We start from the raw sequence: 15632 nt of genomic DNA, 5'->3' as shown, positions 1-15632 counted from the left end.
ATTCAGTCGTCCGTCGGCCCCGGCACGCTGTCGGCCGGGGCGGTGAGCAGGGTGAACACCACGGGCTCGGCCAGGTCGTGCACCGTGGTGGGGAAGGTGGCGATGCGGGTCGCGCCCGAGCGCAGCAGCACCCACCGGCCGGGCGCGGGCCCGTCGGCGGTGACCGGCTCGATGCGCGCGCGCCCGTTCTTGCGCAGGCATTCGACGGCGCCCCACACCCGGGTCGCGGCGACCGTCAGCTCCTCGTCGTGCTCGCGCGCCAGCAGGCGGGCCAGCGCGAACTGGTCGGGGCCGAGCAGTTTTTCCCATTCGGCGGCCGAGCGCCGCGCCGCCACCTCGACATCGCAGCCGACCGCGCCGCCGCGCGCCGACACCACCAGGAAGGTCATGCCCGCCCCGTGCGATGCGGATATCGTTGCCGCACCGTCGATTTCGGGTTTCCCGTCGGGCCGGTAGCGCAGCCCGGACCGGCCGCCCAGCGCGAAGTCCGCGGCCAGCGCCGTCCGCTCGCGCCGGGCGCCCGCGCCGTTGCCGCGACCCGTGCGGTCCGGCCACACCACACACCGCAGCGCGGTGGGCAGCACGTCGCCGGTGCGGCGTTCCAGGTAGGGGCCGAGCAGCACCGGCAGCCAGGGGCCGCCGCCGTCGCGTTTGCGGACCGCCTGCAACCGCAGGCCCTGCCAGCGCTCCACCGTGCGCCCGGACGGATCGCGCACGTCCACGTCGTAGACGTAGGTGTCGCCGTCGCGGAAACGCTCGACCGCGTGCGTGGTCACCGACTCCCAGCCCTTGCTCGCGCCGGGATCGGCCGGGTACAGCCGTTCGACGGCGGTGGGCAGCAGCGTCGCGTCGGGGACGCAGCACTGGATGGAGTGCATGACGCAGTCCCGCGTGCCCGGGTCGCCGAGCACGAGATCGCCGGACAGGAAGGCGGCGAACCACGGTTCCACCGGCACATTGGCGATCTCGGCGACACAGCTGGTCGCGGCGAGCTGCCGGTAGCCGATCAGCCGCTGGAATCGCTTGCCCTGGAACAACACCGGGCCGTAGAGGTCGCGCCCCGGATCCACCGGGAGCAGACCGGACGTGCCGGAGCGGTCGCGCGACGCGGCCGGGATCTCCCCCGGGAAGCGGAGGGTGGCCCGGAAGTGGTCGGCCTGGAATCCGGTGTCGCTGCTGCGAATCACCGCCTCCACCGTGTCCGGGCCGGTGACCAGCGCGGCGACCCGGATCGTGGTCGCGGCGCCCACCGGCACCACGATCGGCCGCAGGAAACGCAGGTCCTCCAGGACCGGTGCGCCGCGGTCGCCGGTGAGCGCCACCGCCGCCTGAGCCATCGCCTCCATGCCGAACACCGCCGGGAACAGCAGGTCGCCGTCGAGCAGGTGATCGGTCAGATACAGGTCACCGCCCGCGGACAGCTCGGTGTCCACGACCAGTTCGACGCCCGGGTAGTGCACCTGCGGCCGGTCCAGGAAGCGCAGCAGGGGCAGGTCCGAGCGCTCGAACGCGACCGTCGGCAGTCCCTCCGCGCGACCCATGACCACCATCGATGCGGGCGCCTGCGGATCGGCGAGGACCCGCCGCACGATATCGATGCCGTCCTCCACCGGGATCGGCGAAATGCCTTCCCGGATCAGCGATTCCAGCACGCCGAGCCGCTCGCCCATCCCGGCCCCGGACCACACCGACCATTCCAGCGCCAGGCACCGGCAGTTCGGGTGGTCCGCGCCGACGCGGCGGGTCAGCTCGGTCAGCCAGTCGTTGGCCGTGGCGTAGTCGGCCTCGCCGCGCAGGCCCGCGCGGCCGATGATGCTGCCGAAGGTCACCAGCAGGCGCAGTGTGGCCGGATCGGTCGCGGCGAGCACCGTCTCCAATCCGGTGATCTTCGGCGCCAGGGTCCGCCGGAAGGAGTCCTCGTCGAGGTCGGCGAGCGCGCGCGGTTCGTTGCGGCCCGCGCCGTGCAGCACGGCGGTGACCGGGCCCAGCGTCCGGCGGATGTCGTCGACCGCGGCCTTCACCTGCTCCGGGGCCGTGACATCGGCACGGACGTAACGGTGTTCGACCCCGGCCGCCGCCATCCGTGCCAGGTTGGCGGCGAGTTCGCGATCGGTCGTCGGGTCCGAGCGGCCGAGCAGGCCGATCGAGGCGCCGGAGTCTTGGGCCAGCGCCAGCGCGCATTCCGCGGTGATGCCCTTGCCGCCGCCGGTCACCAGCAGCACGTCCTGCGCGGTGAGCGGGGAGCCCGCGGCGGCGGGCAGCGTGAGCGGGCGCAGGATCGGCACCCGCCGGTGTCCGGCCCGGTCGTAGTGCACCTCGCGAAAACCGTTGGTGGCGGCCACATCCGCGACCAGCGCGGCGACCAGATCCGGGGCGACGGGGCCCGCGGTCAGCGCCACGGTGAGCACCGTGGTGTCGATCCGCGGCGTCTCCAGGTGCAGGGTCTTGGCCAGGCCCGCGGCCCCGCGCCGGTCCCCCACCACCACGAACCGTGCGGCGCCGTCGATGTCGAGCGCGGCGCGCGCCGCGGCCAGCATCACGGGCACGTGCCGGTCGTCGGTGTCGTGCGGCAGGCACAGCAGCACACCGCTGCCCAGCCGCGCGGACCGCAACCCATCCAGCAGGGCGGCCGCGACGGGATGACCGTCGGTCGCGAACAGCCGCCACTCGCCGTCGGCGGGTGACGCTGTCGCCGTGGGTGTTTCGGCCGGGACCAGGTCGACCGCGAAGGCCCGCACCCACGGCGCGACGCCCTGCGCGGCGTCCGGTCGGTGCGCGTCCGCGCCGATCGCGGTGTCCCCCAACTGATTCAGCATGTCGGCCAGTTCGGTCAGGGTCGCGGTGGCGTAGGTCGACGTCGCCACCGGCGGCGCCAGCCCGAGTTCGGTGGAGGCCTGATTCACGATCTGGCCCACCGTGATCGAGCTCAGGTGCAGCTCGTCGAGCAGCTGACTGTCGGGACGCACCGCGTCCAGCGGCAGCTCGGCCCGCTCGGCGGCGAGCCGCCGGAGCACCTCGATACTGCTCGCCGCCGAACCCGAGCGGCCCTGCGGGGCACCGCTTTCGGCGTTCGGCGCCGCGTCCGGCACGGTCGCGTGTGCGCCGAGATCGTCGGTGGGCGCGGATTCGGCGGGGCTGGCGAAGAAGCGGAACTCCTTGTCCAGCGGCAGCGGCCGGGTGAACCGCTCGCGGTACAGCGCGCCGGTGCGCACCGGCGCGCCGAGCACATAGGCCGCGGCCACCGCGTGCAGCAGGCCGGACAGCGAAAGACCGTCCGTCTCCATCGAAATCACCGGCACGGCGGGCGCGATCTCACCGGCGAGCCGGCCGAGCACCCGGCCCGGCCCGACCTCCAGCAGCAGATCGGCCTGTTCCGCCATGGCGGCGACGGCCTCGGTGAAGCGGACCGGGTCCAGCACCTGCCGCGCCAGCAGGGCGGGCACGTCGACCTCCGGCGGCAGGGTGTCCGCGGTGACCGTGGACACCATGCGCCGGGCCAGCGGCCGAAACTCGTGCCGCCCCAGGTACTCCCGCAGCGCGGTCGCCGCAGGCGCCACCAGTTCGGAGTGGAACGCGTGCGAGACCGAGATCCGCATGGTCGCCAGGTTCAGCACCGCCGCGCGGGCGCACACCCGCTCGACCGCGTCGACCGGGCCGGACACCACCGTCTGCTGCGGGCTGTTGTATCCCGCGATCACCACGCGCTCGCCGTCCAGCAGCGGGCGCACCGCCTCGGGGGCCGCGGCGATCCCGGCCATGGTGCCGCCGCCCTCACTGGCCTCCGCCATGATCGCGCCCCGGGCCGCCGCGACGTCGAGCACCGCCTCCTCGTCCATGGCGCCCGCCCAGTGCAGGGCCGTCAGCTCGCCGAGGCTGTGCCCGACCGCCGCCGATGCCTCGATGCCGAGATCGGCCAGCACCCGCAGACCCGCGAGCGAGGAGGTGACGATGCGCGGCTGCGCGACCGCGGTCGCGACCAGATCGCCGTCGGTCGCCTGGCGATGCGTCCGATACAACTCGTCCACCCGCGGGAACCGATACCGCATCGCGCCGCCGTCGCCGCGCCGTCCCGCGCCCTGCCCGGGGAACAGGAAGCCGATCCTCGGATCGCCCGTCGCGTCCCCGAGGAACAGGCCGCTGTCGGCGTCGATCACCGACCGAATCCCGTTGTCCAGCAGGCTCAACAGCCTGGTGAACTTGCGCTCGGCGTCCTCCGGGGCACCGGTGACGACCGCCGCGCGGATCCGCCGCCCGGCGAGCTCGCCGTGCAGCGTCGCGGCGAGGTCGGCCAGTTCGGCGTAGGACAGCTTGGCGGACAGGCCGACCAGCCGCGTCACCTTGCCGCGCAACTCGGCCGTGTCGTCGGCGTCGAGCAGCAGCAACTCCCGGTCCTGCCGGGACCGCGCCAGCCGGGCGGTGGTCTCGTCCAGCTCGACCGGCCGCACCCCGTCCGCGTGCTCGACCACCACGTGGGCGTTGATGCCGCCGAAGCCCATCGACGAAACCCCCGCGCGCACCGGCAGATCCGCGGGCCACAGCTCCGCCGTGACGGGCGCCCGCAGCGCGGGATCCTCGCCGGTGAGCTCGGGATGCGGGTCGACGGTGCCGGTCGTGGGCGGGACGATCTGGTGGCGCACCGCCTGGATCGCCTTGATCAGGCCCGCCACCCCGGCCGCGGCCTTGGTGTGCCCGATATTGCCCTTGATGGTGCCGATCGGCGCGGCCCGGTCGCTGCCCGCGGCGCGGCGCGCCCCGCCGAACGCGCGCAGCTCGGTCGCGTCGCCGACCGCGGTGCCGGTGCCGTGGCCCTCCAGGTAGCCGACCGTGTCGATGCCGAATCCGGCTGCCGCATAGGCGCGTTGCAGGGCCAGCCGGTGACCGTCGGCCTCCGGCCGGGTGATTCCGCCCTTACCGTCGGAGGAGTAGCCCCACCCGGCGATGGTGGCGTACCGATGCAACCCGCGCCGCACCGCGTCCTCGTCGCGCATCAGGACCAGCACCCCGCAGCCCTCGCCCGGCCAGAAGCCGTTCGAATTGCGGTCGTACACCTTCATTTCCGAGGTGGCCAGCGCGCCGGTCTTGGCGAAACCGATGACCTCAAACGGGTCGATGCTCAGGTCGACGCCGCCGACGACCGCCACCTCCAGCTGGCCGCTGACCAGCGCGTTGCAGCCGGTGGCCGTGGACAGCAGCGACGAGGAGCAGGCGCCGTCCACCGTGTAGCCGCCGCCGTTGAAATCGAAGTAGTTGCAGATCCGGCCGGAGATGGTGTTGGCCAGGCCCCCGGCGAGGGTGTCCTCGTCGATCGGCGGGAACGGCTGCTTGTAGCGGGCCTCGAGGCTGTCCAGGAACGCGGTGAGTCGCGCGTCGTCCCAACCCTGTTCGCGCAGCGCCGCTCCGACGGTGCGGCGCACGTAGGGCCACCGCAGCCGCAGCACGTTCGCGCGGCTGAATTCGCCGGTGAGGGTGTTGCCGATGATCACCCCGGTGCTCTCCCGGGGCAGGCCCGCACCGCCGGGGAATCCGGCGTCCTCGAGGGCCCGGGCCGTGGTGTCCAGGGCCAGCCAGTGCACCAGATCCGTGGATCGGTAGGTGCTGCCCGCGATCCGGTACTGCACCCGGTCGAATTCCCAGCCGTCGATGACGGCGGCCTTCGACGAGTAGAACCGGTCCGGCGCGGACGGGTCCGGCGAGTAGTAGTCCTCGGCCCGCATCCGCTCGTCGGGCAGCCTCCGGAAGGCGCGCCGCCCGGCGAGGACGTTCTCCCACAGCTGGCCGGGCGATTCGGCGTCCGGATAGCGGCAGGCCATGCCGACGACCGCGATTCGCTGCACACTCATGCCGCGACCACCCCCATATCCTTGCGTTCGGTCACCAGGGTGGCCGACGCCGTCGACCGCGCCGCCCGGGACCGCTTCATCAAATGCACTGCCCACCAACCGAGTCCGCGGATCGCGCACAGGATCGCGGTGGCGAAGAACAGCGTGTAGACGACGTTGAACAGCATGAGCACCGCGTAGATGACGGCCAGCGACGCGCCGAAGACGAACTGCGGCCGCGCCTTGAACGGCGTGGTGCCGGGGTCGGTGATCATGTAGTTGGTGAACAGCACGAACGCCACGCCGGTCATCACGCCCAGCGCCGAGAACAGCGACACGTGCCAGATCCAGTGCCGCACGAACGCCTGAATGGCGAAACCGCCCATCCAGCCGACGATCAGCGGCACCTTCCGGGTCAGCATGGCGTTGATGACCGTGCCCGCGGTGGTGAGCACGATCGGGATCATCACCCGGAAGAAGGTGTTGGCGTTCTCGGTGAACTCGTACGGCGGGGCGATGCTGATCCACGACCCGAAGCACAGCAGCGTCACCGCGATACCGAGATTGGACGGGTTCATGTAGTGCCGCATCCGCCCGGCGACCGGCGCCTGCAGAATGTATTTGCCCGCGACACCGACGATGACGCCGAACATGACCGGCCAGATCTGGTTGTTCGCGTACAGCAGCATGTTCACCGCGAGGGCGGTGATGTGCGCGGGCAGCAGGAACTCGTACATGCCGCGCACACCGTTGCCCATGAACCGCGGCGCGCGCCGGTTCGCCCACCCGCTGATCACCTCGAACACGATCTCGGTGACGTACGCGGTGGCCATCGCGATCAGCGGCCACAGCCAGGGCTGCTCGAACCCCAGCAGGGTGTAGCCGAAGATGTTGAAGACGCTGAGCGAGAGCGCGAAGTTGCGCAGGGCCAGATACCGGACATCCTTCACGGGTTGCGGCTTCGCCGCCGCGGGGCTCGGCTGCGGGGCGGGCGCGCCCGGCGCCTGCTTTTCGACTGTCGCGGTCATCGGTTCGGAACCTCCTGGATACCGTCGGTCAGCACGAGGGAGTGCGTGCCGGCGGTCAGTTGTGTGGTCTGGTCGTGCAGCCGACCGTTGTTGTCGTGCCACTGCAGGTGCGCGGTGACCGGTCCCATGTCTCCCCCGAGTCCGAAATGGACGCCGAAGCTGCGGAACCCGCCGTGCCCGCCGCCGCCGTCGAGCTGAGAGATCTGATGGCGGCCGTCGGCGGTGGTGATGTCGACCGTGGTGCCGTAGGCCGGGCTGCCGATGCCCGTCAGGCCGGTGCCCGGGGTACCGCCGATGATCGGCCGGTACAGGTTCAGGTCGAGATAGTCACCGCGGCCGGGCGATTCGTTGGCGTAGAACGCGGGCGGTCCCCACTGGCGGGCGATCGCCAGGTCGAGGGCGCCGGTGCCGGTGGTGTCGCCGGTCGCGACGGCGCGGGTCGGCGTCGGCACGGCCATGCCGAGCTTGTCGCTGATATTGACGTACTTGCCGCTCGCGTTCTTGGCGTAGAACGCCATCGCCTGGTGGCCCGCGATGTCGTCACCGGGTTGCACGTTCGGCCACATGGCCGGGTTGGACAGCAGGTCGTCGTTGGTCATGGCCATCTCCTGCAGCCACGGCCACCGGTCGATGTCGCCCTTGACGAAGCCGTCGGTCTGCACCACGTCCTGGTTGCCGTTGTTGAGGAAGTCGCCCATCTTCACGTCCCAGCACCAGCCGGTCCACGCCAGCCCGTACTGCTGGGCCTGCTGCTCGAACGGGGCGAGGCCCTTGTCCAGGTCGCTCGCCATCTCGGCCTGGTTCGCGGCCTGGTTGACCCAGACGAAGTTGCTCTCCTCCAGGCCCCAGGCGGTGCTGATATTGCTGACCACCATGTCGAAGCGGCCCTTGTCGTTCAGGTCGGCGAAGTCGACGCCCATGCCCTTGAACGAGCCGTTGCCGAGCACGAACGACTTCGGCGTGTTCGGCTGGCGTTGCCCGCGCGCCTCGGTGAACCGGATGCGGTCGGGCGTGGAGACGTTGTGCATCAGGTGCCCGTGCCCGAAGTCGTTGGCCACGTACAGATCCGGGCGCCCGCTGCCGGTCAGGTCCGCCGACGAGAGCGCCAGCGTCCAGCCGGTGGAGGCGTCGAACGGGATGGCGTCGCGGTCCTCGACATAGGTCGCCGACGGCTGCGGGCCCGCGGTGGCGCCGATCCAGCGCAGCACGTGGTCGCCGCCGCCGTTCTTGGCGCTGGACAGCGAGTTGTTCATCTGCACGTTGTTCTCGCCGTGCGGGTCGAGCACGTCGGAGTCCGGGAAGTAGTTGCCGACGATGATGTCCGGATGCCCGGTGCCCGCGTAGTCGCCGACGGTGACGGCGTCGGTATTCCAGCGCGGCCCATGGTATTTGCCGTCCGCGGAGTTCGCGGGGATGAGTTCTCGCGGCTGGTAGGCGTCCGGCGACAGCGTCTGCGCGTCCGGCTTCGCCAGGAACAGCAGCGGGGTGCGTCCCCAGTAGGTGATCAGCAGGTCCATCCGGCCGTCACCGGTGAAGTCGCCCGGGGTGCAGCCGGTGGGGGCCATGGTGTCATCCATCGGCAGCGGCGCGGCGTTCAGCACGAACGGGGTGAACCGGTCCTGCGGCGGCGCGGTCGGCGCGTAGGTCACGATCACCTGATTGGTCCGGGTGTCGACGATGCACATGCCGTCGGCGCGCCCGTGCCCGGTCAGGTCGTTGATCGCCACCGACGCCCCCACCGAGGAAATCCACGACCGAATCTTCTGATAGGCGGGATTGACCTGCCGCACCGTATTCATGTGCTGGTCGTCGTAACCGGGTGGAAGGGGAATGGACAGTTCCTTGAATTTGTATCTGGCGGCGGTCCGGTCGACATCGCTCGCCCAGATCGGCGCGGCCGATACAAAGTACATCACCACCACGAGAACAATTGCCATGAAGCCCGGGACGAGCTTGCGTATGCGGTCTGCGCTCACTGCCGTCGTCTCCCCTCTCCCTAATGACGGGTCGGCTGGCGTATAAATCGCCACTATTTCGGAACAACAATATTCTGCGGGTCGACCGCGGGCTTCTCCGACATTGCCCACAGCGCCGACGCGATACTTCTCTTATTTTCGGATAATCTGCCGTACGCGCGCACGACGCACCGACCGATTCTCGTCCGGGCGGGGACGGCGGTAATCGGCCGGTGCGGTCGAATATTTTCCGGTATCAGGCCGCGAGCCAGGCGGCGATTCGCTCTCCGATCATGATGCTGGTCGGATTCGTATTGGCGCGGACGATATTCGGCATGATCGAGGCGTCGGCCACGTACAGCCCGCGCGTGCCGTACACGGCGCCGCGCTCGTCGACGACGGCCCCGGGATCGCCGCCGGGCCCCATCCGTGCCGTGCCCACCGGGTGGTAGGCGCTGTCCAGGCTGGTGATGACGTACTGGCGCAGCATCCGGTCGTTGCCGATCGCGCGCTGCCGCAGCACCACGATCTCCTCGCCGAAGCCGCGCACCGCCGGATGATTGGCGATCTCCCAGCAGGTCCGCACGCCCTCGGTGAGCAGGCGCACGTCGTGGTCGCTGGCCAGGAAATTCAGATCGATCACCGGCGGCGCCGCCGGATCGGCGGAGGACAGGGTGAGCCGCCCGCGCGAGTGCGGGCGCTGCACGACCAGCATGATCCCCACGATGACCGGGACCCCGGACAGCATGTACAGCTCGGGGAACAGGTTCAGGTCGAAGTGGTTGACCATGTAGTACTGCAGGTCGTTGACCTCGTCCGAGCCGGGGGCCGTGGTGCGCAGAATCGTCTGCAGGAACGCCTCGCTGGTGTCCACCGTGCCCTCGGCCGGGGCCATGAACACGCCGGTGCGCGGGTGATCGATCAGATTGCCGCCGACGCCGGGCGAGTCGACCCGGACCTCGATGTCGTGGCGGCGCAGCTCGCCCGCCGGGCCGATCCCCGACCGCATCAGGATCATCGGCGAGCCGACGGCCCCGGCGGCCAGCACGATCCGCTCGCCGCGCACGTCGGTGACCGGACCGCCCGCGCGCGAGAACCGCACCCCGCGGGCCCGGTCACCGTCGAACAGCACCCGGTCGACCAGGCAGTCCGCGGCGATGGTCAGGTTCGGGCGGGTGCGGGCGGGCCACAGGTAGGCCATCGCGGTGGAGACCCGCACGCTGGTGTCGCGGCGGTTGGACGGGATCGCGCCGACCCCGGTCGCCTCCGGATGGTTGTGGTCTTTCACCTCGGGGAATCCGGCCGACAGGCACGCCTCCTGGAACGCGTGCTGGCCCGCGGTCAGCTCGTCGGGCCGCCAGCGGCGAATCGGGATCGGCCCGCCCTGCCCGTGGAATTCGCCGCTGTAGTCGAGATCGTCCTCCAGGCGCCGGTAGTACGGCAGCACCTCGTCCCAGGCCCAGCCCGGATTGCCCAGGGCCGCCCATTCGTCGAAGTCGCCGGGCGCGCCGCGCAACGCGATGGTGGCGCCGACCGCGGACGAGCCGCCGAGCACCTTTCCCCGCGGAAATCGGGTGCGCCGCCCGTCGTGAATTTCGGCCCGATATTTCCAGTCGTGTGCGACGAGTGACATCGCATTACCGTTGCGAAGATCGCTCGGCAATTCATCGATGCCCGCGTAATCGGGGCCCGCCTCCACGAGCAGAACCCGGCGGGTGCCGTCCTCGCTCAATCTGGCGGCGAGTACCGCCCCCGCCGATCCGGATCCGACTACGATATCGTCGTATTGATCTGCCATTGAACATCCTCGACGTCTCTGCATCCCATTTATGGTCGATCGAGCGCCCGACGGTGCGGGATATCGGCGGCCGCATCGGAAACCAGCATCGCACCGCGACCACCAGCTCGCCTTCTCCGGGCTTGCCCACCGGCGGCGACGCGGATAAAACAGGCGGCAATATCCGAGTAGTCGTTCCCGCGTTCGCGGTGGAACCCTCGGATAAGGCGAATCCGCCACCCGACACGGTCCCGCTACCGCGGTGACCCCGCACAGGGAGTGAGGCAGACAGATGGCCGATCCGCACACGGCGCCCGGCGTCCGGGTTCCGCTGATCGAGGAGTCGGAGGCGAGCGGGCGGACCGCGGAGCTGTATGCCCTCGTCAAGCAGGCGACCGGGCTTCCGTTCGTGCCGGACATGTTCCGGCTCGCATCCACCCGGCCCGACCTGCTCGAGGTCGTCCTCACCGGCTTCACCGGCATGTTCGGCGGCGGGGTGCTCCCCCGCGAGACCAAGGAAATCATTTCCGCCTGGACGTCGCGGGTGAATTCCTGCCCCTACTGCGTCGGCACGCACAACTATTTCCTGCGTTTGTTCGGCGGCCCGGCGGAACTCACCGAGGCGATCGAGACCGCCGCGTCCCCGGACGAACTGCCCGTGGACGAGCGGACCAGGCAGCTGCTGCACCTGGTCACCAAGGTCAGCACCGCCGCCTACCGGATCACCGACGCGGACTGGGAGCGCACCGAGGCCGCGGGCTGGACCAACGAGGAGGTCCTCGAGGCGGTGTTCTGCGCCGCGCTGTTCAACTTCATCAACCGCCTCGTCGACGGACTCGGGCTCGGCACCTCGGTCACCGAGAGCCGCATCTCCCGCCAGACGATCGACTGACCCCGCGTCGACGAAGGAGACAACGATGACCGCGTCCCGAGCGGTGTTGCTGACCGGCTGCTCCTCCGGCACCGGCCAGTCATCGGGCACCGGCTACACCACGGCGCTGCGCCTGCATCGGGCCGGCTGGCCGGTCTATGCCACGGCACGGCACACCGATCGGCTCGCCGACCTTGCGGCCCAAGGGATTTCGGTCCTGCCGCTGGACGTGACCGACGAGAAGTCGATGATCGCGGCGGTGGAACGGATCACCGCCGATCACGGCGCGGTCGGCGTGCTGATCAACAATGCCGCCTACAGCCTCAACGGCACCTTCGACGAGACGCCGATCGAGGAGGTCCGAAAACAGTTCGAGACCAACGTCTTCGGCCTGGTCCGGCTGACCCAGCTGGTGCTGCCCGGCATGCGCGCGCAGCGCGGCGGCCGGATCGTGATCATGTCGTCGATGTTCGGCCACTTCGCGACCCCGGGCCGCGGCTTCTACCAGGCCACCAAGCACGCGCTCGAGGCGCTCGGCGATTCGCTGCGGCTCGAGGTGGACCGGTTCGGGATCAAGGTCTCGCTCATCGAGCCGTCCCCGATCCGGGGCGGTTTCGTCCCGACCACGGTCGGCGATCTGGGCGTGTCCGCCGAGCACGAATCCGGCCTGTACGACGACTTCTGGGAGTACTTCGTGCAGTGGCACGGCGCCTACCGGGAGACCGAGCACCCGCGCGGCCGGGGCCGGACCGCGGTCGACGCCGACCAGGTGGCCCGCGCCATCGAACACGCGGTGACCAGCCCGCGCCCGCGCATCCGCTACCGGATCGGCATCCCGGCCCGCCTGGTGGCGCGCATGCGCTGGACCATCGGCGACCGCGCCTTCGAGCAGTTCGTGCGGTCCTTCTTCCCGATCCCGAAATGAGTGCCGACATGACCCGCCTGGACATAGCGCTGTTGACCCCCGCGGTCATCCGGACGCGGCCACGCACCTTCCTGCGCGCACTGGTGGTGCTCGCGCTGGTGTCCGGCCACCTGCTGGTGACCGGCCCGGCGCTGCTGGTGGCCGCGTTCGGCGGCCGCGAACGGATGGCGGCCACCCTGCGCGGGCGCGCCCGGCGCCTGCTGGTCGGCCTCGGCGCCAGCTACATCAAGGGCGCGCAGCTGCTCAGCACCCGCCGCGACGTGCTGTCCGAAAACTGGTGCGACGCACTGGCGGAACTGCACGACCAGGTGCCGCCGATGCCGGCGCGGACGGCGCGGCGGATTCTGCGCGTCGCCTATCCCGCCGGCGAGATCAGCGCCGAGCGAGTCGACTGGGGTTCGGTGGCCAGCGGCAGCATCGCGTGCGTGTATCGCGCCGATCTGCCCGACGGCAGCTCCGTCGCGATCAAGATCCGCCGCCCCGGCGTGCAGGCCCGCATCCAGGACGACTTCGCGCTGATGCGCGCGGGCGCGCGGCTGATGCAACACCTGCCGCCACTGCGGCGGCTGCCCGCCGTCGCCATGGTCACCCAGATCGGCGAGGCGGTGGCGCGCCAGGCCGACTTCGAGCTGGAACGCGATGCGCTGCACGCATTGCGCAACAACCTCGCCGACGTCGACTACCTGCGCATCCCCGAACCCGTGGACGCGCTGTGCCGCCCGGGCGTGCTGGCCATGGAATTCATGTCCGGCCTGCACCGGCTCACCGCCGAGGAGGAGACCCCGGAGCTGGCCGAGCGGGTGCTGACCTGCGTGTACCGGATGCTGTTCCTGGACGGCCTGGTGCACTGCGATATGCATCCGGGCAATCTGTACCTGCTCCCGGACGGCCGGATCGTGCTGCTGGACGCGGGTTTCGTGGTCCGGCTGCGGCCGAACGTGCGGGGCCTGTTCGCGGAGTTCTTCCTGGCCATGACGCACGGCGACGGGGAACGCGCCGCCGCGGTGGTGTTCCGCAGCGCCGCCGAGGTCGCCGCGGACGCCGATCTCGACGCGTTCCGGGCCGAGATGGTGGAGCTGATCGCCGATTCCAGCCGCAAGCAGTCCGGGGAGTTCAGCCTCGTCGCCTTCGCCGCCCGGCTGTTCGATCTGCAACGCCGCCACGGCCTGTTCGTGACGCCGGAGTTCGTTTTCCCGCTGCTGGCGCTGCTGGTGCTGGAGGGCCGGATCAAGGAGCTCGACTCCGAGGCCGACTTCCAGTTCACCGCGATGCCGGTGCTCGCCAAGGCATTACAGGCGGGCTATCTCCAGATGTGACCGCCGGATCCGGCGACGATGTGAAGGACCATGCCGATGACCACGATTCGACCGCACGCCGAGGCGCCGATCGATCCGACCGCGTACCGCGCGGTGCGCCGCGGCCTCGCCGACCTGGCGGCGCGACTGCGCGACCGCGCGGAGGTGACCGTCCCGGCCACGCCCGGATGGACCGTCCGCGAGGTGATCGCCCACGTCGTCGAGATCTCCGCCAAGGTGGCGAGCCGATCGGGCGGCGAGCCGGGCGTGCGCGGCGCGGCACCGGCGCGGGCCTCCGCCGAGATCGCCGACCTGCTCACGACCTGGGACCGGGTCGGCGCGACGGTGGACCGGATGCTGCCCGAGCTGCCGCCGCTGCGGGCCCGGATCCTGATGATGGATTCGCTGACCCACGAGCTCGACGTCCGCCACGCCATCGGCGCCGACCTCGCTGCGCCACAGGAACATCCGGCGTTCACCAACGCCTTCGAGCTCCTGGTCCAGGGCTTCTCGCGCGGGCTGACCGAGCGCGCGCTGCCCGCCCTGCGCCTCGAGACCGAGGCCGAGTACTGGATCGCTGGCGAGGGCCGCCCCGCCGCCACGGTGCGCGGCGACCGCTTCGACCTCTACCGCTCCCTCGCGGGGCGGCGCACCCGGGAACAGATCGCGAGCCTGTCCTGGAGCGCCGAGCCGCGACGGTGGCTGCCCGCATTCGAGTGGGGGCCATTCCATTTGCCGCCCCACCCGACCGAGAGACCGACGGGGGGATTGTCGTAACCGCAGGTCCGGGGGCGGTGGGAGATCATTCCGTCTGATACCAGCGTTCCATTTTCACAACCAGGCGCGCATGATATACTAAGCGAGACGAAGGGGGATCAAAAGGGCGTTGTTTTCTATATTTATTCTGTTTTGCGCTGTGCTTTTTTCTTCAATCTTTACCCAGATTTTTTCTTTCCATTGCACACTGGGGTGGGACCATGCAAGAAGCCGTTGAACGGGCTATCGAGACAATATGGAACAGATACGACGAACCACTTACTCTGGCTGAGCTCGCCGACGAGGCGATTCTCAGCCGCTTCTACTTTTCCCGAGTTTTCCGAATGGTAACCGGGACCTCACCGGGACGGTTTCTCACCGCCGTCCGGCTGTTCAAGGCGAAAAACCTGCTGCTGGCCACTCCGATGACGGTCACCGAAATCTCCTACCGGGTCGGCTACAACAGCCTCGGCACTTTTACCAGCCGTTTCACCAGATGTGTCGGCATGTCGCCCACCCAGTACCGATATCTTTCCCGAAGTGGTTTGGCGCGGTTGGAGAGCCCGTTGCCGAGCAGTGCCGACGCGTGCGGTTCGATCGTCGGGAATCTGCGCCTGCCGGAAACCGATACGCCGTTGCGGATATATGTCGGCGCATTCGAGAGCGTCGTCGCCCAGGGGTCTCCGATCTCGTGCGACGTGGTGGATACCCGGCGGCCCTACCGGCTGACCGGGGTGCCGAAGGGCGACTGGTTCATCCGGGCGGTCGCGGTCAATACGCGAGATCTCGATCCCGAACCGTGGAACCGCCGGCCGCTGTTCGTCAGCGCGCAGCACTGGGCGCAGTCCTGCGGCGACGTGCAGCAGGTGGACATCGATATGCGGCCGATGCACCTCATCGACCTGCCGATTCTGCTGGCCCTGCCCGAACTGGACGGGCACGAGCGGCCCGAGCAGACCCCCGTTGCCGTCCTGGCCGGTCGATGAGGATCGGCTCCGCACCGGGAGACGCCCGATCGCCTCCCGGCCGACCCGCGACCCCTTTTCCGTCGGCACGGTGAGATCGATGCGGCCGGAACCGGTCCTGATCGTTCGTACGGGATCGAAGCAGTCACCGAACCCGGTCCGCATCGCCATTTGTGAGTCCCCCCGGAACACGGCGGAAATGCCGTAACGCCATTACATAACACTGTTTTCCTTCTCTATT

Annotated in this window: 10 protein-coding genes; 6 read left to right on the top strand and 4 right to left on the bottom strand. The window is 70.0% G+C overall.

The genetic code is table 11. The features are described from left to right. Nucleotides 1-2 precede the first annotated feature (2 nt). The 4 genes from HPY32_RS32920 to HPY32_RS32905 all read right to left on the bottom strand — a co-directional run bounded on the left by HPY32_RS32920 (nt 3) and on the right by HPY32_RS32905 (nt 10600). The gene (locus HPY32_RS32920) at nt 3-5840 is read right to left on the bottom strand and encodes a type I polyketide synthase (protein ID WP_082871536.1); all 5838 of its coding nucleotides are present in this window, start codon (nt 5838-5840) and stop codon (nt 3-5) included. Then, entirely contained in the window at nt 5837-6847 is a 1011-nt protein-coding gene (locus HPY32_RS32915; protein ID WP_067590237.1) for an enediyne biosynthesis protein, read from the bottom strand. The genes HPY32_RS32920 and HPY32_RS32915 overlap by 4 nt, the downstream gene beginning before the upstream one ends. Further along, entirely contained in the window at nt 6844-8760 is a 1917-nt protein-coding gene (locus HPY32_RS32910) for an ASPIC/UnbV domain-containing protein (protein WP_231951716.1), read from the bottom strand. Before HPY32_RS32910 ends, HPY32_RS32915 begins: the two co-directional genes overlap by 4 nt. Nucleotides 8761-9058: 298 nt before the next feature. Next, nucleotides 9059-10600, bottom strand: a complete 1542-nt coding sequence (locus HPY32_RS32905; protein WP_067590244.1) for a GMC family oxidoreductase — start codon at nt 10598-10600, stop codon at nt 9059-9061. On the opposite strand from HPY32_RS32905, the gene HPY32_RS32900 reads away from it, so the two are divergent. From HPY32_RS32900 to HPY32_RS32875, 6 genes are all read left to right on the top strand, one after another. After that, the gene (locus HPY32_RS32900; protein WP_067590247.1) at nt 10600-10845 is read left to right on the top strand and encodes a hypothetical protein; all 246 of its coding nucleotides are present in this window, start codon (nt 10600-10602) and stop codon (nt 10843-10845) included. The genes HPY32_RS32905 and HPY32_RS32900 overlap by 1 nt on opposite strands. Nucleotides 10846-10871: 26 nt before the next feature. Further along, nucleotides 10872-11471, top strand: a complete 600-nt coding sequence (locus tag HPY32_RS32895; RefSeq protein WP_067590250.1) for a carboxymuconolactone decarboxylase family protein — start codon at nt 10872-10874, stop codon at nt 11469-11471. A gap of 25 nt (nt 11472-11496) precedes the next feature. After that, nucleotides 11497-12375 (top strand): SDR family NAD(P)-dependent oxidoreductase, encoded by an 879-nt coding sequence (locus tag HPY32_RS32890; RefSeq protein WP_067590252.1) that lies wholly within the window; start codon nt 11497-11499, stop codon nt 12373-12375. 8 nt (nt 12376-12383) lie between these two features. Next, nucleotides 12384-13691, top strand: a complete 1308-nt coding sequence (locus HPY32_RS32885) for an ABC1 kinase family protein (RefSeq protein WP_171983189.1) — start codon at nt 12384-12386, stop codon at nt 13689-13691. Between the two features lie 36 nt (nt 13692-13727). Then, the gene (locus HPY32_RS32880) at nt 13728-14447 is read left to right on the top strand and encodes a maleylpyruvate isomerase family mycothiol-dependent enzyme (RefSeq protein WP_067590255.1); all 720 of its coding nucleotides are present in this window, start codon (nt 13728-13730) and stop codon (nt 14445-14447) included. A 200-nt stretch (nt 14448-14647) separates the two neighbouring features. Next, complete coding sequence (locus HPY32_RS32875) at nt 14648-15412, top strand: helix-turn-helix transcriptional regulator (protein ID WP_067590259.1); 765 nt, start codon at nt 14648-14650, stop codon at nt 15410-15412. The last annotated feature ends 220 nt before the right edge of the window (nt 15413-15632 follow it).

Source organism: Nocardia terpenica, assembly GCF_013186535.1.
GTDB lineage: Bacteria > Actinomycetota > Actinomycetes > Mycobacteriales > Mycobacteriaceae > Nocardia > Nocardia terpenica.
Note: the sequence above shows the minus strand (reverse complement) of the source record. Positions and strands in the feature narration are given on the sequence as shown.

What these genes read in the sequence shown, in the direction of transcription:
- HPY32_RS32885 (WP_171983189.1), top strand. Translation starts at nt 12,384, where the DNA reads ATGACCCGCCTGGACATAGCGCTGTTGACCCCCGCGGTCATCCGGACG.
- HPY32_RS32915 (WP_067590237.1), bottom strand. Translation starts at nt 6,847, where the DNA reads ATGACCGCGACAGTCGAAAAGCAGGCGCCGGGCGCGCCCGCCCCGCAG.
- HPY32_RS32905 (WP_067590244.1), bottom strand. Translation starts at nt 10,600, where the DNA reads ATGGCAGATCAATACGACGATATCGTAGTCGGATCCGGATCGGCGGGG.
- HPY32_RS32875 (WP_067590259.1), top strand. Translation starts at nt 14,648, where the DNA reads ATGCAAGAAGCCGTTGAACGGGCTATCGAGACAATATGGAACAGATAC.
- HPY32_RS32910 (WP_231951716.1), bottom strand. Translation starts at nt 8,760, where the DNA reads ATGTACTTTGTATCGGCCGCGCCGATCTGGGCGAGCGATGTCGACCGG.
- HPY32_RS32880 (WP_067590255.1), top strand. Translation starts at nt 13,728, where the DNA reads ATGACCACGATTCGACCGCACGCCGAGGCGCCGATCGATCCGACCGCG.
- HPY32_RS32895 (WP_067590250.1), top strand. Translation starts at nt 10,872, where the DNA reads ATGGCCGATCCGCACACGGCGCCCGGCGTCCGGGTTCCGCTGATCGAG.
- HPY32_RS32920 (WP_082871536.1), bottom strand. Translation starts at nt 5,840, where the DNA reads ATGAGTGTGCAGCGAATCGCGGTCGTCGGCATGGCCTGCCGCTATCCG.
- HPY32_RS32890 (WP_067590252.1), top strand. Translation starts at nt 11,497, where the DNA reads ATGACCGCGTCCCGAGCGGTGTTGCTGACCGGCTGCTCCTCCGGCACC.